Source organism: Sphingobium sp. EM0848 (genome assembly GCF_013375555.1).
Lineage (GTDB): Bacteria > Pseudomonadota > Alphaproteobacteria > Sphingomonadales > Sphingomonadaceae > Sphingobium.
Genome location: NZ_JABXWB010000001.1, coordinates 2,688,018 through 2,707,491, shown reverse-complemented (window position 1 = coordinate 2,707,491; position 19,474 = coordinate 2,688,018). Strand labels below are relative to the sequence as shown.

The following is a 19,474-nucleotide window of genomic DNA, read 5'->3' as shown; positions in this document are numbered from 1 at the left end:
CGGAGCGGTTTGCTATTCCGGGCATCAGGAACACAAACCGCTGGACCGCTTACTGATTCATCGAGTCGAAGAAATCCTCGTTGGTCTTGGAATCCTTCATCTTGTCGAGCAGGAATTCCATCGCGTCGACCGTGCCCATCTGCATCAGGATACGGCGCAGCACCCACATCTTGGAAAGTTTGGCCTTGTCGACCAGCAGCTCTTCCTTGCGGGTGCCCGACTTGCCGACGTCCAGTGCCGGGAAGATGCGCTTGTCCGCCACCTTGCGGTCGAGGACGATTTCCGAGTTGCCGGTGCCCTTGAACTCTTCGAAGATGACTTCGTCCATGCGGCTGCCGGTGTCGATCAGCGCAGTCGCGATGATGGAGAGCGAACCGCCCTCCTCGATGTTACGCGCGGCACCGAAGAAGCGCTTCGGCCGCTGGAGCGCATTGGCGTCGACACCGCCGGTCAGCACCTTGCCCGAGGACGGAACCACCGTGTTGTAGGCGCGGCCCAGACGCGTGATCGAGTCGAGCAGGATCACCACGTCCTTCTTGTGTTCCACAAGGCGCTTGGCCTTTTCGATCACCATCTCGGCCACCTGAACGTGGCGCTGCGCCGGTTCGTCGAAGGTCGAGGAAACGACCTCGCCCTTCACGCTGCGCTGCATGTCGGTGACTTCTTCCGGGCGCTCGTCGATCAGCAGGACGATCAGGAAGACTTCGGGATGGTTGTCGGTGATCGCCTTGGCGATGTTCTGGAGCAGCACGGTCTTACCCGTGCGCGGCGGCGCGACGATCAGCGCGCGCTGGCCCTTGCCCTGCGGCGAGACGATGTCGATGACGCGGGCCGACTTGTCCTTGATCGTCGGGTCGAGCGTGTCGAGCGTCAGCTTCTGCGTCGGATAAAGCGGCGTCAGGTTATCGAAATTGACGCGGTGGCGGACGACTTCAGGATCGTCGAAATTGACCGAGATCAGCTTGGTGAGAGCGAAGTAGCGCTCGCCATCCTTGGGCCCGCGGATTTCGCCTTCCACCGTGTCGCCGGTGCGCAGGCCGAATTTGCGGACCTGATTGGGCGAGACATAAATGTCGTCCGGACCGGCCAGGAAATTCGCTTCCGGGCTGCGCAGGAAACCGAAGCCATCGGGCAGCACCTCGATCGTGCCCTCGCCCATGATCTGCTCGCCATTATCGGCCTCAACCTTGAGGATCGCGAACATCAGGTCCTGCTTGCGCAGGGTCGATGCGCCTTCGACGCCCAGCTCCTCCGCCATGGTTACGAGGTCGGCAGGCGCTTTTTTCTTGAGATCCTTAAGGTGCATTCGCGTGAAGTCCGATGGATGGAGAGACAGGGAAGGAAAATAGGGAAATCGAAATGGGAAAGTCAGTGCCCGGCTAAAGACTCGGGAACGCCCGCGCCGGACGGGCGGGTGGAGTGTCTGGCGTTTAGCGATCCGACCCCCGGCAAGTCAAGGCGGCTCGACGATGGCAGGGGACAGAAAATTGCCGCTCCACGGCCTGGCGCGCATGAAATGGGATGGGCGGATTGCGGGCGCTCATGCTATACAGATATAAAATAATGGAGGTATGAGGAGATGGGACGCCTGCGCGCCGCTCTGGGCATCGCCATCGCGATTGCCAGCCCTCCCCTTGCGGCGCAAGACCGCCCGACGCTCAATCCGGACGAACCGCCGGCCGTCGTCCGCACCGTCCCCAGTTCCGATTCCCGCATCACCATTCCGATCCAGATCGACGGCAAGGGTCCGTGGAACTTCGTGGTCGACACCGGATCGCAGCGGACCGTCATTTCCCGTGCTTTGGCCGAACGGCTGGCGCTGCCGGTGCGCGATCGGGTGACGATCGTCAGCATGACCGGCCGGGCTGAGGTCGACACGGTTGCCGTGCCGCGGCTCGGCTTCGGCCAGACGGTGGTGGACGACATCGAAGCGCCGGTGCTGGAGGGCGACAATCTCGGCGCGGCGGGACTGTTGGGGCTGGACGGGCTGCATGCCAAACGACTGCTGCTCAATTTCCGCACGGGGCGAATGGAGATCAGCACCAGCAAGCAGAGCTGGCGCGATCCCAACGCCATCATCGTCGAGGCCCACCGGCGCAAGGGGCAATTGATCCTGCTCAATTCCGAAGTGAACGGAACGAAGGTCGCCATCATCCTCGACACCGGCACGTCGATCAGCGTCGGCAATATGGCGCTGATGAACAAGCTGATGCGCAAGAAGAGGGCGCCGGCGCTGAGTCAGGTGACGCTGACCAGCGTGACGGGCGAGTCTTTGGCAGGCCAGCTTGGCCTCATCGACCGGATCCGCATGGGGCAGGTGACGCTGAAGGACACGCCGGTCATGTTCGCCGACGCCCAGCCCTTCAGGGAACTGGACCTTCAGGACAAACCCACTCTGCTGCTCGGCATCGATGCGCTCAAGGTCTTCGATCGGGTGGCAATCGATTTCGGGCGAGGGAAGGTGGACTTCCTCCTGCCCGATACCGGATTGCTCGACCGAACCCGCTTTGCCGCAACGCGGCGGGCGGCGGGTTAGCGCGACGGCGGCTGTTGCTGCTGACGGTTGCGGCCCAGCACATTGTCGATCCATTGCTGGTCCAGACGGGGTGGCTGGGGACGATCGGCGGGATTGGGGGCAGCGTCTGCCCCCTGGTCGTCGCTCTGCTGATCGTCCTGCGGCGCCTGCCGCCCGCGTTCGATGGGCAGGCCGTTTTCATCGACCATCATGCCCCCGTCCATTCCGTTGTCGGGCTGGCCATAATAGGCTTCATCGTCCGGCTCCAACTGCCATTCGGGCAGAGTCACCTGCGTCTCGAACTGTTCGACCGGGCGATTGGCGACGGCGACCTTCATATAATCGGCAAAGGCGTGCGCCGGGGCGCGGCCGCCATAGAGGGCAGGCACGGGCTTCGCATCGTCACGGCCGACCCAGACGCCGGTGGTGATGCCACTGGAAAAGCCGAGGAACCAGCCATCCTTGCCGCTGTTGGTGGTGCCGGTCTTGCCCGCGACCGGACGACCGATCTGCGCAGCCTTGCCGGTGCCGGTGCTGACCGCCGTCTGCATCAGGTCGGTCATGCCCGCCGCGACCCAGGGCGCGACCAGCACACGGCTGGTATCGTCCTGATGCTCGTAGAGGACACGGCCATCAGCGGTCGTCACCTTGGTAATGCCATAGGGCGTCACCGCCACCCCCTTGCGCGCGATGGAGGCGAAGGCGCGGGTCATGTCGATCAGCCGGACGTCGGACGTGCCCAGCACCATGGAGGGATGGGTGTTGATCGGCGTCGTGATGCCGAAACGCCGCGCCATATCGGCAATGGTCGGGAAACCGACCTCCACACCCAGTTTCGCCGCAACGGTGTTGACCGAATAGGCAAAGGCGGTGCGGATATCGATGTCGCCGGAATAGCGGCCATTGCTGTTGCGCGGTTTCCAGCCATTAATGTCGACCGCGCTGTCGGTGACGCCGGTATCGGGCGTGTAGCCCGCCTCCAGCGCCGCCATATAGACGAAGATCTTCCAGGCCGAGCCAGGCTGGCGCGTCGCCGTCGTGGCGCGGTTATAGTTGGAGGTCACATAATCAAGGCCGCCGACCATCGCCCTGACCGCGCCGTCGCGGTCGAGCGACACCAGCGCGCCCTGCATGCCGTTGCTGACATTCGCCTGGATCGCAGCGGTCGCCGCCTTCTGCATGCCAAGGTCGATGGTGGTATAGACCTCCAGCGGCTCATTGGGTTCGTCGATCAGCGTGTCGAGCTGCGGCAGCGCCCAGTCGGTGAAATAGCGCACGCTGTTCTGCGGCGGTTCGGGCGCCATCTTCACGTCCTGAAGGTCGGCGCCGGCCCGCTGCGCTGCGCTGATCACGCCATTGTCCTGCATCAGTTCCAGCACCACCCCGGCGCGGCCGATGGCTGCTTCCTTGTCAGCAGTGGGGGAATAGCTGGACGGGGCCTTCACCAACCCGGCGATGATCGCTGCTTCGGGCAGATTCAGGCCGGTCGCGGGATGGCCGAAGAATTTCCGGCTGGCCGCATCAATGCCATAGGCGCCACCGCCGAAATACACCTTGTTGAGGTAGAGTTCGAGGATCTGACGCTTGGAGAATTTGCGTTCCAGCGCCAGCGCCAGCACCATCTCCCGAACCTTGCGGCCCCAGCTATAGCTGTTGTTGAGGAAGATGTTGCGCGTCACCTGCTGGGTGATGGTGGAGGCGCCCTGCCAGCGGCGACCGGTGCCGCGCCGCTCCAGCGCCACCCAGGCGGCGCGCGCCATGCCGACAGGGTCGACGCCGGGATGGAGATAATAGCGCCTGTCCTCGGTCGACACCATCGCGTCGACCATGACCGTGGGAATCTGGTCATAACTCAGCCACCGGCCGAAACTCGGCCCCAGCGAAACGATGACGCTGCCGTCCGCCGCATGAACACGGATCATCTGCCCATTGGGAGAGGATTTCAGCGATTCATAGTCAGGCAGAGACTGATAGGCGATCACCACAGCGACCACGACCGCGATGACGGCGCTGACGATGCCGACCAGCCCGATCTTCAGGCCGCGTATCAGCCATTTCTTCACCCTGCCTCGCGGTTCACTGCTCGATCGTGCCATGGTTCGCCCGGATATGCGCTAAACGGAAAGGCGGCCAGTGGAAAAGCTGTGCAGGCCGCGCAGACTCTTGAGGGTTCTCAAGAGAAGCGACGCTTTACAGGCGATGAACGATTATTCAACGTCGTCGCGCGATTTGAAATCGAGCGACGCGCTGTTCATGCAATAGCGCAGGCCGTTGACCCCCGGCCCATCGGGAAAGACATGCCCCAGATGCCCGTCGCATTTCGCGCAACGGACTTCGGTGCGGATCATGCCATGGCTGGTGTCGCGGATTTCATCGACCGCATCGATGTCGACCGGCGCGGTGAAGCTGGGCCAACCCGAACCGCTGTCATATTTTTCTTCCGCGTCGAACAGCTCCGTGCCGCAACCGGCGCAGAAATAGAGGCCATCAGCCTTGTTGCTGTTATACTTGCCGGTGAACGCCCGTTCCGTGCCGCCCTCGCGGAGGATATGATATTGTTCGGGGGAAAGGCGCTCGCGCCATTCGGCATCGGTCAGGTTGAGCTTGTCCATGCGCGGCAATATGGCGTCGGCACGGCGTCCGATCAAGCGCTTAGGCTCACCGCTCGCGCGCCGCCTGTCGGGCGATGGCGAGCAATTCGTGGCGGACCATCAGATCGCCCAGTCCCCTGCCCGACCGGCTGGCACGCTCGGCTTGAGCCAGCCGCTGGATGACGCGGGCGATGCCGGTCGCATCCCAGATGCGGACCTGCCGCGTGACGATGCCTTTTTCCTTCCAGAAGACCGCCTTGCCCGCTGCCTCGACCGCGCCCTCCAGCCGTCCGCTGTCATCGAAATCGGCGCGGATATTGGCCAGCAGCATGGCGCGGGTCAAAAGCGGCCGCAGCACCGCCGCCATCGCCGTTCCCGCTTCCGCCAGACGCCCCAGCTCCCGGTGCATGCCGCGCAAATCGCCGCCCAGCACGGCGTTCACCAACGGTGCCGCATCGGAATCGGGATTATCCGCCGACAACGCATCCAGCGCCTCTTCGGTCGCCTCGCGCGGGCGGTCGGGCGCGGCGTCGAGATAGAGGATCAGCTTCTCCACCTCCCCCGCCATCAGCGTACGATCGCCATTGGTGAGGTCCGCGATGCGGCGGCCGAGTTCGGACGACAGGCGCAGCCCCCCTTCCCGCGCGATGGCGATGGCGATCTGCTCCGCCTCCCGCGCGTCGGGCTGGTAGGATGCGAAGGCCATGGTCTGCTTGTGATCGAGCGCCAGCTTCAGCAGCTTCGACGTGCCCTTCAGTGCACCGGCCAAGGCGATGACCGGATTGCCCGCCGCTTCCGCCTCCAGCAACGCAGTCAGCGCGGAGAGCGATTCCTCGCCAATGCCATTCAGGCGAATCCAGCGCTTGTCCCCGAACATGGAGAAGGATGCGGCCTCGTCCGCCAGCCGCGCCGGATCGTCGCGCAGAGTCGGCCCGTCGAGATCGATCCGTTCCGCCTCCGGTCCCATGGCGCGCTCCAGCCGCTTGGCAAGCGTGGCGCTACCCGCTTCATCGGGACCGTAGAGCAGGAAGAAGCGGCAATCGGCGGCCAATCCCTGGCCTGCTGCGTCGAGCGCCTTTTCGATCTGGCCGCGACTGGCCTTCAACGGGCCTTTTCCCGTCGGGCGAACATGGCCAGCCGATTGACGATCTGATCCGCAATGGTTTGCGACAGGCGTTCCAGCGCCGTGTCTTCGGCCGCGATCGTCGCATATTCGCTGGACACGACATCGATGCCGACATCCGATCCGGCGGTAGCGTCCAGAATCTGCGCACCCGTGGTGCTGTCGATCAGTTGGTAGCGGGCACGCAGCGTCCGACGCTCCCGCGTCACGGCGGCGTCGGAGCGCAGGCCGAAGCCGCTAATGTCATCCTCCAGCTTCACCACCAGCTTATAACCGGGCCCGGTGCCGCTCATCGCCGCCAGCCGGTCGTTCAGCGCATTGCGCACCAGCCAGCCGCCCTTGCCCTCGATCGGCTGCACCTCGACATTGCCGAGCGTCTGCGCGACCGTGCCATGGCTGCCCCCGCCATAGACGGGACGCAGCCCGCAGGCGGAGAGGAGAACCGTAAGGCCGAGCAGGGGCAAAATGCGCTTCATGGAAGGACCCTTAGAGCATTCTGAAGTCGGCTGGAACAGTCGAAGGCTCGCAGAATGCGGCAAACAAACGAAAATAGAAGGGTGAACGGTCTACCAATCCTTCACCCTTCCGTCCGTTCGCGATCAGACGACCAGGTTCACCAGACGATCGGGCACCACAATCACCTTCTTCGGCGTCGCGCCGTCCAGCGTGCGGACCACATTGGGCGCGGCAAGGGCCAGCTTTTCCAGCTCATCCTTCGGCGTACCCTTGGGGACGGTGATGGTGTCGCGCAGCTTGCCCATCACCTGGCAGGCGATGGTCACTTCATCCTCGACCAGCAGCGCGGGATCGACCGCCGGCCAGGCGGCTTCCGCAATCAGCCCCTGTTCGCCCATGTCGGCCCAGGCCTCTTCCGCGAGATGCGGAGTCATCGGCGCGACCAGCAACGCCAGTGCGCGAATCGCAGCGCTGCGGCTGGCGGAAGGCTTGGCCTTTTCGACCGCGTTGGTGAGTTCGTAGATCTTCGCCACCGCCTTGTTGAAGGACAGGGCCTCGATATCCTTGGCTACGCCGTCGACGGTCTGATGCAACTTGCGGTCGAGGGCCCGATCCTGACCAGAAACTTCCTGCCCTTCGGCAGCCTTGTCCGCCTCCCCGAACAGCCTCCACAGACGGTTCACGAAACGCCATGATCCTTCGATCCCGGCTTCGGTCCAGGGCAAATCGCGTTCCGGCGGGCTGTCGGACAGCATGAACCAGCGCACCGCGTCCGCGCCATATTGGGCGATGATGTCATCGGGATCGACGACATTCTTCTTGGACTTGGACATTTTCTCGACGCGGCCGACCGTGACCGGCGCGCCGCTTTCGACCATGACCAGCCTGTCGCCCTGCCGCTCGACATCCTGCGGCGCCAGCCAGACGCCTTCGGGCGACTTGTAGGTTTCGTGCGTCACCATGCCCTGGGTGAAGAGGCCGGTGAACGGCTCGGCAAAGCCCAGCTGCCCCATGTGCTGGAGCGCGCGCGTCCAGAAACGGGCATAGAGCAGATGCAAAATCGCATGTTCCACGCCGCCAATATATTGGCCGACCGGCAGCCATTTCTCGACCGTCTCGCGGTCGAAGGGCCTGTCCTTGGGCTGGCTGGCGAAGCGGATGAAATACCAGCTGGAGTCCGCGAAGGTGTCCAGCGTGTCTGTCTCACGCCGTGCCGCCTTGCCGCATTTGGGGCAATCGACATGCTTCCATGTCGGGTGGCGATCCAGCGGATTGCCGGGAATGTCGAAGCTGACATCCTCGGGCAGCACCACGGGCAACTGGTCCTTGGGCACAGCCACCGGGCCGCAGTCGTCGCAATGGATGACCGGGATCGGCGTGCCCCAATAGCGCTGGCGCGACACGCCCCAGTCGCGCAGGCGGAAAACCGTGGTGCCGGTGCCCCAGCCCTCGCTCTCGGCGCGGCGGATAACCTCGGCCTTGGCCTCTTCGACGCCCAGACCGTTCAGGAAGTCCGAGTTCACGAGGCGACCGGAACCGGTATAGGCTTCGTCGCCAATACCCTTGCCCTCATCGCCCTCAGCGGCGACGACGCGCTCCACGGGCAACATATATTTGCGCGCGAAGTCGAGGTCGCGCTGGTCATGCCCCGGAACCGCCATGACGGCGCCGGTGCCATAGTCCATCAGCACGAAATTGGCGACGAACAGCGGCAGCCTGGCGCCCGTGAAGGGGTGGATCACCGACAGGCCGGTGTCATAGCCCTTCTTTTCCTGCGTCTCGACCTCGGCCGCGGCGGTGCCGGTCTGGCGGCATTCCTCGGCAAAGGCGTGGAGCGCGGCATCCTTCGCGGCCAGCGCCAGCGCGATTGGATGGTCGGCCGCGATGGCGGCGAAGCTCGCGCCGAAGATCGTGTCGGGACGGGTGGAGAAAACGTCGACCTCGGCGATGTCGCCCACCGGCGCGTCCAGCTTGAAACGGAATTGCAGGCCGACCGACTTGCCGATCCAGTTCTCCTGCATCAGCTTGACCTTGTCGGGCCACTGGTCGAGCGTCTTGAGGCCGCCCAGCAGATCGTCCGCGAACTGGGTGATCTTCAGGAACCACTGGCTCAACTTGCGCTTCTCGACCAGCGCGCCGGAACGCCAGCCCTTGCCGTCAATCACCTGCTCATTGGCCAGAACGGTCATGTCGACCGGGTCCCAGTTGACCGCCGATTCCTTGCGATAGACCAGACCCGCTTCCAGCATGTCGAGGAACAGCGCCTGTTCCTGGCCGTAATAATCTGGCTCGCAGGTGGCGAGTTCCCGGCTCCAGTCCAGCGCGAAGCCCAGCTTCTTGAGCTGCGCCCGCATCGTCGCGATGTTGGAACGGGTCCAGGCGCCGGGATGCACCTTCTTTTCCATCGCGGCATTTTCGGCGGGCATGCCGAAGGCGTCCCAACCCATGGGATGCAGCACCTCATGCCCGGTCATCCGACGGAATCGCGCCAGCACATCGCCCATAGAATAGTTGCGCACATGACCGATATGAATGCGCCCCGAGGGATAGGGGAACATCTCCAGCACATAGCTGCGCGGCTTGTCGCTGCTGTCGGACGCCTTGAACGTCTGCTTCTCGTCCCAGACGGCCTGCCAACGGGCATCGGCCTCAAGTGGGTTGAAGCGCCTTTGCATGGGTTAGTCCTCAAAATGCATTCGGGCTGAGCTTTTGCAAGCCCAGCCCCGTTGTTTCATAAAATCGACGGAAAAAAGGGCTTTAGCCTGCAATCGCCATGCGGCGCAGATCGCGCGCCTTGGTCAGGATGATCTCCTCCAGCTTCTGCACGGTCGCGGCCTGAACCGGGGCATCGACCCACTGGCCGTTCTGGCTGACCTGACGGCTGGCGGCGACGCGCAGCGCATCGGCGCGCAGATCCTGATCGAGGATCGAGACGGTCAGCTTCATCCGTTCATTGGGGCTGTTCGGATTGGCGTACCAGTCGGTCACGATCACGCCGCCGTTCGAATCCGTCTGCACCATCGGCATGAAGGACAGGGTGTCCAGCGTCGCGCGCCACAGATAGGCGTTGACGCCAATGGTCGTGACCTTCGACGCGGCGAGATCCGCCTTGGGACGATCCTTGGCGCCACCGCCGCAAGCGGCGAGCGGCAGAACAGCTGCCAGCAGCAGACCGGCGGAAAGGGGCGTGGAAAGGCGGCGGACCATCATGACTGTCCCATCAAACGAGAAAAACGCTTCGCTTCTATAGAGAAGCCGCGCCAATCGGCAAGAGGGACCGGGCCGCCACCTTCGGCAGCCCCACCACGGTTCGTCGCGCGGGTGAACGAGTCCTGTGTATTCCGTGCAACAGGCCGGATAAAAAACGGGGCGCGCTCTACCAATTTCAGAGTCTTGCGTGTAGAGAGAGTCCTAGAAAAGTAGTCGGCGGGGAAGAGATTCGGATCATGCGCCTGAAAAGGGGACATATTGCATTGGCAGGCTCGGCAATCGCCGCAGCCGGCTTTATGCTGTCTCCGGCAATCGGCGCTGCAACTGATCTCGTGCGACTGCGCGCGGATGTTCCCGTGTCGCTCGGCGCGCTTGGCAGCATCTCCTCTTTCACCCCCACGACCAAAGACCCGCGCCTGGCAGCCGCCTATGCGAAGATCGCGGCGTCGGCGGGGCGCCAGCATTTCCGCTTCACGCCGACCAGCGGCTCGCTGAGCGGTCAGCGCTCCGTCACCGTGATGGTGCGCGCAGCCGATCTCAATGACCGCATCGCCGTCAGCCGCACGCTTGACACGGTGAACATCGCGCCGGTCGCGTTCAGCCTGAACAGCGCGCATAACTGGCGCAAGTTCGCTTTGCCGGAAGCCGTGGGCCGCAAGGAGCTGGATCCGGTTCCTGTCGAAATGGCGGGCGCCAAGAATTTCTCGCTGGATCGGGATCGGGACAAGAAGGATCGCTTCAGCACCAAGGTGCTGATCGAAAGCCGCCGCGAACCCGCCGCGACGATCCGCAATCCCAGTGCGGACAAGGATTATTCGCTGGATTTGGCCAGTTCCTATTCGCTCACGCGTAACCTGAACGTCACCGCCGGCATTCGCTACAATAACAGCTTCGCTGGCCGCCTGACGCCGATGACCGACGACCGGCAGGATGCCCAGGCCGTCTATCTGGGCACGATCTTCAAATTCTAAAAGCACGAGCCTGCGATATCCTGTGCCTGTTGCGGGCCGCAAAATGCGTGCGCTGACGACGGTCACCGCCGCTCGATCAACAAACCGTCAATAGCTGCCCAGCCGGAGGCTCCGATTCCCGTCAACATGGGCCGGTGCACCGCACGCACCCCGCCCAGCGCAATCACGTCCATGTCGGCCCGCCGCGCCAGCGCCGCGAAACGCACCCGCCCCAATGTCCGTGCGCCCGGATGCGACCGCGTCGGAAACAGCGGCGAGAGAAAGATGAAGTCCGCCCTCCCCCTCTCGGCCGCCCTCAATTCCTGCGCATCATGTACCGGCGCGCTGTGCAGCAGCGGGCGCATGGCCCTCCGCCCATCCCGCCCATGCCAGCCAGCCGCGCCCCACGCTGCCGCCTGCGCCGCCGTGCCGCCCAGCATCAGCGTCAGCCGCCGTCTCCGCGCGATGGCAGCCAGCCGGTCGAACAAGGCCCGCCGCTCGGTTGTCGGCGTCCGATAATGGCGCAGCACGATCCCCGCCTCCCCCTTGGGCAAGCGCCGCGCGGCAGCCAGCAAAGCCTCCTTCGCCACGCGCTCATCCGTCAGCAACCAGATGGCCGGCAATTTTTTGCGGTGGCGAGGCTTCATGGCCCTGCCTATAGCAGCCCCCATGACGACCGACACCCTCGAAGCGGCCCAGCGATTGGCTACCGTCCGCGAAGCCATGGGCCGCGCCGCGCGCCTGACGGACCGCACCGCCGACGACATCACCCTGATCGCCATATCCAAGACGCAGGCGGCCGACGCCATCCGTCCCCTGATTGACGCCGGCCAGCGCGCCTTCGGGGAAAATCGCGTGCAGGAAGCGCAGGGCAAATGGCCCGCCCTGCGCGAAGAATGTGCCGATCTCCAACTGCATCTGGTCGGCCAGCTTCAGTCCAACAAGGCGGCCGACGCCATTGCCCTGTTCGACGTCATCCATTCGCTCGACCGGCCATCGTTGCTGACCGCGCTGACCAAAGCGATGGACGCCGCCGACCGCCGCATTCCCTGCTATATCCAGGTCAATATCGGTGCGGAGGAGCAGAAGGGCGGCTGCGCCATCGCCGATACCCCGGCACTGATCAAGGCGGCGCGGGCCGCCGACATTCCCCTGCTCGGCCTGATGTGCGTCCCCCCCGCCGACATCGAACCGGCGCCCTTTTTCGCGCTGCTCGCAAAAATGGCGCGCGAGGAAGGTCTCGCGCGCCTCTCCATGGGCATGTCGGGCGATTATGAAACGGCGATCATGCTGGGCGCCACCGACATCCGCGTCGGCACCGCCTTGTTCGGCGAACGCCCGTCCGCCGCTCGCCCCGATCCGACGAGCGGCAGGGGCATGGTCAGAAACTCCCGCGCAAAGTGATGCCGTAAGTGCGCGGTTCGGCCAGATAGGCCGAGATCAGCTGGTTCGCCATCGGCGCGGTGGGGAACTGCGCGATGGTCGAGGTGGCCGGGCTGCTCGACTGCAACGGACTGCTGAAGGCAACCTGGGTGTAATCCTGGTTGAAGATATTCTGACCCCAGAATTCGACCGCCCAGCGCTGCTGCGGCCCACGGATGCCGATGCGGGCGTTGAAGACCGCATAGCCGTCCTGGCGCTTTTCTGGGAACAGGTCGGACCCGGTGTTGAAGTCGCCGGTCATGCGCCCATCAATGTAGAAAAGCGCCGACAGCCCACCCGTGCCCAGGCTGGGCGTCCATGATGCGCTGACCGTGGTCACTACCTCCGGCGCCTGCGAGTTGACGGATCCGTGCAACAGGAACAGCGCCGGATCGAGCGGCACCGCGCCATTGCTGCTGCCGACCAGCCTGTTGGCGAACCGGGCGCGAGCATAGGTGAAACCACCGGCGAAGCGGACATTGCGCACCGGCATTGCCGACAGTTCCAACTCGACGCCCTGACTGATCAGACCCGGGCCGACATCATCGCTGGCGCAGGTCCGCGATGCCGTCAGACCACTGTCACAGCCATTGATGTTCTGGACCACGAAGCTGGTGCCGTTGAACGTATTGAGCTGGAAATTCTTGAACTCCTGCCGGAAGGCGGCGATGTTCGCGCTCCATTTGGGCTGGGTATATTTCAGACCGATTTCAAAGACATCGACCTTCTCGGCGGCGAAGCGCAGGCTGGTCACGTCCGAAGGCTGACGTGGCGAAAACACAGCGGGAACCGCGTTCAGCCCCGTCGATCCCAGTTGGAACCGATCGAGATTGTAACCACCGGCCTTATAGCCCTTCGAATAGCTGCCATAGACCAGCAACTCATCCACCGGCTTCCACGAGAGGACGGCAGTGCCGGAAAATTCCCCATCGCTGGTTTTATCTTTAAGATTAAGCGCGTTAAGGCCGCTGGAACTATTACCAAGACAACCTAAGGTCAGAATGCCTCCTGCTAAGGCCGATGCATCCCCCAGCCCAGCGGTCGCGATCCCTGGCAAACTGGAGTTCTGCAACGTCACGCAGGTGTCGTTATTATTTTCAAAATCAGCCGAGAAGCGCTTGCGCTCATGCGTGTAGCGAAGGCCCAGAGTCAGATCGAGCCGCTTGGTGATATGGATGATATTATGCGTGAACAGCGCCCAATTCTCGCTCTTCTGATGATAAAGCGAGGCTTGGTCACCCGCCCCCGATTGAATATTGGTCAATGCAGTCAAGCCGCCTGCCAGACCCGCAGAAATTGCGGAAGCGCGCGCAGCTGCGATTACAGGTGACAAACCTGCTTGCTGAAAGGCCGCTGTCAGACCAGCATTCAGGCCATTCTGCGTAAGTCCTATCAAAGTCGGCGTTATAAGACCGCTTCCACAAGCCGCCAACTGGGCCGCGTTGAAGTTGCTGTTCACCTTTGCCCCCGCCATCAAACGGCAGGCCGCAAAGCGCCCATAATCCGCGCCGAAACGGATATTATCCTCCAGCGTCAGCTTCTCATGCGCATAATAGCCGCCCACCAGCCAGTCGAGCACCTCGCCAAAGGCGGAACCCTGCGCCCGCAATTCCTGGGTAAAGGTACGGAACTGGCGGTAGGTGTTGGGATCGCGATAGAGCAGGTCGGCTCCGCTATAGTCATAATCGCCATAATCCTGGCTCTTATAGTCGCGATAGGCGGTGATGCTGGTCAGCTTGGCCCCGCCGAGATCATAATTGATCTCGCCCGAAACACCCCAATCCTTGAGCTTGCTCACATAATCGCGGCCCGGCGTGATGTGAAGCTGGCGGTCATAGGGATCGGCGGCAAAGACACTGCCCTGCCCCGCCAGGATCGCCGCGATCCGATTGAACGGCGCGGTGCTGTAACCCCCGCCCGCCACCGGGCGCCGCTCCCGCGTCTCGATATAGGCCGCACCGCAGCAGCTTTCGTCGCGGTTGGTATAATCCCCGATCAGCCGGACGGAGAGCGCATCATTCGGCTCGAACAGCGCCTGTCCGCGCAGGAAATAGCGGTCACGGTCGTTGGTGTCGCCGACCTTCTTGCCCGCTGCGTCGACCAGATCGAAGAAGCCGTCGCGCTTCGACCAGACGCCATCCAGACTGAGCGCCAGCTGATCGCTGACCGGCCCGGTGATGCGGCCCGCCAGACGCCAATAGTCATAATTGCCGTAGGTAACCTCGGCCTTGCCGCCCAGCTTGAACTCCGGCGCCTTGCTGATGATGTTGATCAGACCCGCCGAGGCATTGCGCCCGAACAGGGTCCCCTGCGGTCCGCGCAGCACCTCGACCCGCTCGATCTCGCCCAGTTCGTTGAGACCCGCGCCCGTGCGCGATCGGTAAACCCCGTCGATGAACACCGCGACGGAGCTTTCCAGCCCCGGATTGTCGCCCACTGTACCAATCCCGCGAATACGCGCCGAGGCATTGGCTTCCGTTCCGGTGGACGACAACAGCAGCGACGGCGCGAGCTGGTTCAGCGACCGAATATCAGTGGCGCCGCTGTTCTGCATCGCCTGCGCGGTAACGGCCGACACGGCGATCGGCACATCCGACAAGGGACTGGCGCGCCGCGTTGCGGTGACGATGATATTGACGTTGTCCGGTTCAGCGGCGGCGCTGCTGTCCTGCGCCCACGCCGCCGGAAGGTTGCCCAATGCGACCATGGCGGCGGATATCAGCCAAAGGCTCTTCCCCTTCATATTACGCTCCCTCTCCTCATCCCCGCGATTTTCCCCACGCGTCGGATGTTCCCGGATCATGCGGACATGGCGTCACAAAGGCAAGATAGCCCTGCATTTTCCGGTATTTAATGCCTAGCAGGAACAGCTTAAATTAGCGTTTCCCTAAGGTCATTTCGGATTGAGCGGAAAACGCAGCAATCGGTCCGCGACCGGCACCAATGCCATGGCGTCCGGTCCCATGATCCGCCGGATCTCCCCATGTCCCGCATCCAGTCCGCCCGTCAGCGCCCCCAGCGCCGGAAGGATGAGCTTGGTCCGCGATCCGACAAAGCAACGCCGCGATACATGTCGCCCGCGCAACGACAGGCGGAGCTTGGGATGGAAATGACCCGAAATTTCCGGCCGGAAATCAACCGGATCAGCCTCATGCCGCAGCCAGATGCCATCGACCGGCATGTCCGTGCAACGCCTGCCCCCCGGGGTTTCCGCCAAAGCGACGTCATGATTGCCAGTGATCCACACCCAATCCAGCCGATCGGTCAGGGCCTCCAGCCGCGCCCTTGCCTGCGGGTCCAGCCGCGCCGCGCCATCGGCATCGTGAAAACTGTCCCCCAACGACCAGACCGCCCGCGCGCCGGTCCGCTCGACCAGCGCCTCGATCATATCCAGCGTCGCCCGGCTGTCATGCGGCGGCAGGAACTGGCCGAAGCGCGCATACCAGCTCGCCTTTTCGAAATGCAGGTCCGCCACCAGCAGCGCGCCCTGCGCCGGCCAGAACAAGGCCGCCTCGGGCAATGCCAGAAACTCGTGACCTGCGAACGAAAGGGGAACCATGGCGAGGCTATGCGCCCTTGGCTCCCCGCTTTCAAGAGGAGCGGCAACAGGCTATGGGGCGCGCATGGCCCAACCCTTCACCATTGCCGCGCTCTACCGCTTTGCTCCCTTCCCAGACCCCGACGCGATCGCGCGCGACCTGCGCCAGCTCTGCGCTGACCTTGGCACCTGCGGCACGCTGATCGTCGCGGGCGAAGGGATAAACGGCACGGTCGCCGGGAGCGAGGCGGGCATTGCGGCCCTGTTGACACATATCCGCACCCTGCCCGGCTGCGCCGATCTCGACGTCAAATATGCCCAGAGCGATGAAGCCCCCTTCGCCCGGATGAAGGTGAAGGTGAAGGCAGAAATCGTGACCATGGGCGCAGGCGATCTCGATCCGGCGAACCAGGCCGGCGCCTATCTCGATCCCGCCGCATGGAACGAACTGATCGCCGATCCCGACACGGTGATCATCGACACGCGCAATGCCTATGAAGTGTCGGTCGGCAGCTTCCAGGGCGCGATCGATCCCGGCACCCGCTCCTTCCGCGATTTCCCCGCTTGGTTCGACGATTTTGCCGACAAACTGCGCGAAGAGGGGCGCGAGCCGCGCATCGCCATGTTCTGCACCGGCGGCATAAGGTGCGAGAAATCGACCGCACTGGTCCGTTCACGCGGATTTGAAGAGGTCTATCATCTGCGCGGCGGCATCCTGCGCTATCTGGAGGAAATGCCCGAAGCGGACAGCCGCTGGCAGGGCGATTGCTATGTCTTCGATGAGCGGGTGGCCGTGGGCCATGGGCTGAAAGCGGGCGACTATCTCACCTGCCGCGCCTGCGGCCTGCCGCATCCGCGCGACGCCGTCCACCACTGTCCCGCTGACGGGTCGGGCGTCTGGCCGCACAGGAAGCAAGGTTAAACGGGCATCTCGACCAGTTCCGCAATCTCGAACGCATAGCTTTTCCAGCCGCGCATCCGGGCGCCTTCCTCCGCAGCGGTCCGTTTCTTCTTCGCTTCGGCCAGCGACCGCGTATGACCCCAGAATATCTCGGTCTTGCCATTTTCCAGCTCGGCGACGATCCGCCAATAATGGGTGAAGGGATCGGCCGTCGGGCCGATGGTCTTCACATAACCATCCGGCATCGTCGCCGTCAGATAGCGCTTTTTCCTGCCCATATCTCAGCCCGCAAAACGATGCAGCGCCGTTCCATGGGCGCGCAGCCACGCCCGCGCGGGTTTGGGATCTTCCCCCAAAATCCGCTTGTGCGCCGCGTGAAAGGCCGGGCTGTGGTCCATATGCAGCAAATGCGCCAGTTCATGCGCCACAGTCGCCCGGCGCACCTCCGGCGGGCAAAGGATCAGCCGCCAGCTATAGCGGATCGCGCCGCTGGAAGCGCAGCTCGCCCAGCGGCTGCGCGGATCGCCAATGCCGACCGACGCCACGATCAGCCCATTGTCGCGCGCCATCTCATGACTCTCGGTCTCCAGCACCGCCTTCGCCCGCATTTTCAGCCAACGCACCACACGCGGCCCCACCGATTCCGCCGCACCGCCCAGCAGAAGCCGATCGCCCTCCAGCCGGATCGTGCGCGAAGCGCCATCGACCCAGCAGATGCGCACCTCCCGCCCCTCCAGCGGAAAGACGGCGCCGTCGTCAAGCATCACCTGCGCCGGTTGCCGCGCCATTTGCGAGCGGACCCAGCCCTCATGCTCCTGCACCCAACCGAGCGCCCGTGTCAGATTCGCCCGCGTCGGCAGCGAGAGACGCAACTCCCCCCGCGCATGATCCAGCGACAGCCGATAGGCCTTCGCCCGCGCCGACCGGCGTATCCGCACCGGAACGGCAACGCCGTCGACAACCAGGACGGCGTCAGATTTCTCTGTCGACAAGATGGTTTTCCCAGTCCCCGGCATCGGCTTCGGCCACGGTCCAGCCGCGCACGGACTCCTGTGCCCGATGCACGGCTTCCCGGTCGCCGCAGATCAGATAATGCCATTCCGGCAGCGGTTGCCCCTCGCCCCGCAGCCGATAGGCGCAGGTGCGCGGCAGCCAGCCGATCGTCTTCACCTTGGCGGGCGTCAGGCGCACGCAATCGGGTACGAAGCGGCGGCGCTCCTTATAGTTGGTGCACTGTCCGCTATGCCGGTCGAGCAGCCGGCAAGCGACATTGGTGGGGTAGATATGCCCCGTATCCTCATCCTCAGCCTTGTGCAGGCAGCATTTGCCGCAACCGTCGCACAGCGCTTCCCATTCGGCGCGGTCCAGCTTGTCGAGGGGTTTTTCCCAGAAGTCCAACCGTCACTTCACCCATTTTTCGAGGAAGGCGGTCACCTTGGCGGGATCGCCCTCATCCACATCCGGCGTCCCCGGATCGTCCACCGGCACCAGCGCAACCGGCGCGCCATCGGCCCCGAAGAGATAGGGCGTCCGGCTGTGGCTGACCAGATAGCCGCTCGCGCCTTTCGTCTCTTCCTTATTGTAGAGCACGACGAAATCCTTTGCCACCTTGGCGATCTCATCCGGCGTGCCGGTCAGCCCGATCAGCCGGGGATGGAAAGCCGCGACATAGGTTTTCAACACCGCGGGCGTATCCCGGTCCGGATCGACGCTGATGAAGATCGGCTGGACCTTGGCCGCCAGCGTGGGCCTGTCCTTCTCGAACTTCGAAAAACCCTGCATGATCCGCTGCAAATCGACCGGGCAGACATCGGGGCAATAGGTATAGCCGAAATAGACCATCCGGTATTTGCCCTTGAAATCCTCCCAGCGGACCTTCTTCCCGTCCTGATCGGTCAGGGTAAAGGGCCCGCCGATCGCCGCTCCGTGCAGATCGCCGGGGATGCTTTCCCCGCTTGATGCATTGCCCCCCGTCCCCATATTACAAGCCGCCAGCAGGGCAGTCAGCGGCAGGGCGAGCGAAATCAGCGCTTTGTTCATGGCGCCGCCAGCCATGCCCTGCTATGGCCCGATTTGCAAATCCCAACGGGGCTTTTGAAGATTATGACAGGACGTTTTCCGGCTTGGATGGGCGTTGGCCGTGCCGCCGCTCTGGCATTGGCGCTGCTTGCACCGGTCGCGGCGCAGGCGCAATTTTCGGACAATTACAACTTTCTGAAGGCGGTCAAGGATGCCGACGGGCAGAAAGTGACCGACATGATCCAGAAGCCCGGCTCCACCGTCATCAACAGCCGCGACGTGAGCACGGGCGACACCGCCCTGCACCTGGTCGTGGCCAAGCGTGACAATAGCTGGCTGACCTTCCTGCTGGCCAAGGGCGCCAATCCGAACCTGACCGACAACAACGGCAACACGCCGCTGATGGACGCGGTGCAGGCCCGGTTCGAGGAAGGGGTGCGCAGCCTGCTCACCTATAATGCGCAGGTGGACAAGCCCAATGGCAGCGGCGAGACTCCCCTGATCCGCGCGGTGCAATTGCGGGATGTCGGTCTGGTCCGCCTGCTCGTGGCGCAGGGCGCCAACCCCGACAAGCGCGACACCATCGCGGGCATGTCCGCGCGGGATTATGCCGAGCGTGACGGCCGTACACCGGGTCTCGTCGAAGCGCTGAACGCGGCGAAAAGCACCGCCGCGCCGAAAGGACCGGTGCAGGGCCCGGTGTTCTGATTTCCCTTAGGGCACGCTGCGTTGGATGAAACGCAGCGCGC

19 protein-coding genes are annotated in these 19,474 nt (G+C 63.7%); 5 read left to right on the top strand and 14 right to left on the bottom strand.

All coding sequences use genetic code 11. The annotated features are described in order from the left end of the window. Window positions 1–49: 49 nt before the first annotated feature. The gene (rho, locus tag HUK73_RS13170; RefSeq protein ID WP_176592302.1) at window positions 50–1,306 is read right to left on the bottom strand and encodes a transcription termination factor Rho; all 1,257 of its coding nucleotides are present in this window, start codon (window positions 1,304–1,306) and stop codon (window positions 50–52) included. A 273-nt stretch (window positions 1,307–1,579) separates the two neighbouring features. Between rho and HUK73_RS13165 the strand changes: the two genes are divergently transcribed. Next, window positions 1,580–2,536, top strand: coding sequence for a retroviral-like aspartic protease family protein (locus tag HUK73_RS13165; RefSeq protein ID WP_176592301.1), 957 nt, complete (start codon window positions 1,580–1,582; stop codon window positions 2,534–2,536). Here the strand turns inward: HUK73_RS13165 and HUK73_RS13160 are convergent. From HUK73_RS13160 to HUK73_RS13135, 6 genes are all read right to left on the bottom strand, one after another. Continuing rightward, on the bottom strand, window positions 2,533–4,611 hold the full coding sequence (locus HUK73_RS13160; RefSeq protein WP_176592300.1) for a transglycosylase domain-containing protein: 2,079 nt from the start codon (window positions 4,609–4,611) through the stop codon (window positions 2,533–2,535). The genes HUK73_RS13165 and HUK73_RS13160 overlap by 4 nt on opposite strands. Window positions 4,612–4,722: 111 nt before the next feature. Next, entirely contained in the window at window positions 4,723–5,127 is a 405-nt protein-coding gene (msrB, locus tag HUK73_RS13155) for a peptide-methionine (R)-S-oxide reductase MsrB (protein WP_176592958.1), read from the bottom strand. 46 nt (window positions 5,128–5,173) lie between these two features. Next, window positions 5,174–6,211 carry a DNA polymerase III subunit delta gene (gene holA / locus HUK73_RS13150; RefSeq protein WP_176592299.1) on the bottom strand — a complete coding sequence of 346 codons (1,038 nt, stop codon included), beginning with the start codon at window positions 6,209–6,211 and terminating at the stop codon, window positions 5,174–5,176. Beyond that, window positions 6,208–6,705, bottom strand: a complete 498-nt coding sequence (lptE, locus tag HUK73_RS13145; RefSeq protein WP_176592298.1) for an LPS assembly lipoprotein LptE — start codon at window positions 6,703–6,705, stop codon at window positions 6,208–6,210. The genes holA and lptE overlap by 4 nt, the downstream gene beginning before the upstream one ends. A 123-nt stretch (window positions 6,706–6,828) precedes the next feature. Beyond that, a complete protein-coding gene (gene leuS / locus HUK73_RS13140) occupies window positions 6,829–9,360 on the bottom strand; it encodes a leucine--tRNA ligase (protein ID WP_176592297.1) in 2,532 nt (843 codons plus the stop codon). Between the two features lie 82 nt (window positions 9,361–9,442). Further along, on the bottom strand, window positions 9,443–9,892 hold the full coding sequence (locus HUK73_RS13135; RefSeq protein WP_176592957.1) for a DUF3576 domain-containing protein: 450 nt from the start codon (window positions 9,890–9,892) through the stop codon (window positions 9,443–9,445). A gap of 239 nt (window positions 9,893–10,131) precedes the next feature. Between HUK73_RS13135 and HUK73_RS13130 the strand changes: the two genes are divergently transcribed. Continuing rightward, complete coding sequence (locus tag HUK73_RS13130) at window positions 10,132–10,866, top strand: hypothetical protein (protein ID WP_176592296.1); 735 nt, start codon at window positions 10,132–10,134, stop codon at window positions 10,864–10,866. 62 nt (window positions 10,867–10,928) lie between these two features. Here the strand turns inward: HUK73_RS13130 and HUK73_RS13125 are convergent, their stop codons facing one another. Next, window positions 10,929–11,492 (bottom strand): thiamine phosphate synthase, encoded by a 564-nt coding sequence (locus HUK73_RS13125; protein ID WP_176592295.1) that lies wholly within the window; start codon window positions 11,490–11,492, stop codon window positions 10,929–10,931. Between the two features lie 22 nt (window positions 11,493–11,514). On the opposite strand from HUK73_RS13125, the gene HUK73_RS13120 reads away from it, so the two are divergent. Further along, window positions 11,515–12,249, top strand: a complete 735-nt coding sequence (locus tag HUK73_RS13120; protein WP_176592294.1) for a YggS family pyridoxal phosphate-dependent enzyme — start codon at window positions 11,515–11,517, stop codon at window positions 12,247–12,249. Here HUK73_RS13120 and HUK73_RS13115 read toward each other — a convergent pair. Beyond that, window positions 12,227–15,010 carry a TonB-dependent receptor gene (locus HUK73_RS13115; RefSeq protein ID WP_176592293.1) on the bottom strand — a complete coding sequence of 928 codons (2,784 nt, stop codon included), beginning with the start codon at window positions 15,008–15,010 and terminating at the stop codon, window positions 12,227–12,229. The two genes, HUK73_RS13120 and HUK73_RS13115, sit on opposite strands and share 23 nt — an antisense overlap. A gap of 150 nt (window positions 15,011–15,160) precedes the next feature. Then, window positions 15,161–15,826 carry a ligase-associated DNA damage response endonuclease PdeM gene (pdeM, locus tag HUK73_RS13110; protein ID WP_176592292.1) on the bottom strand — a complete coding sequence of 222 codons (666 nt, stop codon included), beginning with the start codon at window positions 15,824–15,826 and terminating at the stop codon, window positions 15,161–15,163. Between the two features lie 64 nt (window positions 15,827–15,890). Here pdeM and HUK73_RS13105 point away from each other — a divergent pair, with 64 nt between their 5' ends. Further along, complete coding sequence (locus HUK73_RS13105; protein WP_176592291.1) at window positions 15,891–16,727, top strand: rhodanese-related sulfurtransferase; 837 nt, start codon at window positions 15,891–15,893, stop codon at window positions 16,725–16,727. On the opposite strand, the gene HUK73_RS13100 is transcribed toward HUK73_RS13105, so the two are convergent. Genes HUK73_RS13100 through HUK73_RS13085 form a run of 4 tightly spaced genes read right to left on the bottom strand, consistent with a single transcriptional unit; the run spans window position 16,724 to window position 18,761 of the window. After that, on the bottom strand, window positions 16,724–16,984 hold the full coding sequence (locus HUK73_RS13100; protein WP_176592290.1) for a hypothetical protein: 261 nt from the start codon (window positions 16,982–16,984) through the stop codon (window positions 16,724–16,726). The genes HUK73_RS13105 and HUK73_RS13100 overlap by 4 nt on opposite strands. Before the next feature lie 3 nt (window positions 16,985–16,987). Further along, complete coding sequence (locus tag HUK73_RS13095) at window positions 16,988–17,698, bottom strand: M48 family metallopeptidase (protein WP_176592289.1); 711 nt, start codon at window positions 17,696–17,698, stop codon at window positions 16,988–16,990. Beyond that, on the bottom strand, window positions 17,679–18,104 hold the full coding sequence (locus tag HUK73_RS13090; protein ID WP_176592288.1) for a YcgN family cysteine cluster protein: 426 nt from the start codon (window positions 18,102–18,104) through the stop codon (window positions 17,679–17,681). The genes HUK73_RS13095 and HUK73_RS13090 overlap by 20 nt, the downstream gene beginning before the upstream one ends. A 3-nt stretch (window positions 18,105–18,107) precedes the next feature. Continuing rightward, entirely contained in the window at window positions 18,108–18,761 is a 654-nt protein-coding gene (locus tag HUK73_RS13085) for an SCO family protein (RefSeq protein ID WP_176592287.1), read from the bottom strand. A 72-nt stretch (window positions 18,762–18,833) separates the two neighbouring features. On the opposite strand from HUK73_RS13085, the gene HUK73_RS13080 reads away from it, so the two are divergent. Then, the gene (locus tag HUK73_RS13080; protein ID WP_176592956.1) at window positions 18,834–19,433 is read left to right on the top strand and encodes an ankyrin repeat domain-containing protein; all 600 of its coding nucleotides are present in this window, start codon (window positions 18,834–18,836) and stop codon (window positions 19,431–19,433) included. Window positions 19,434–19,474: the final 41 nt, after the last annotated feature.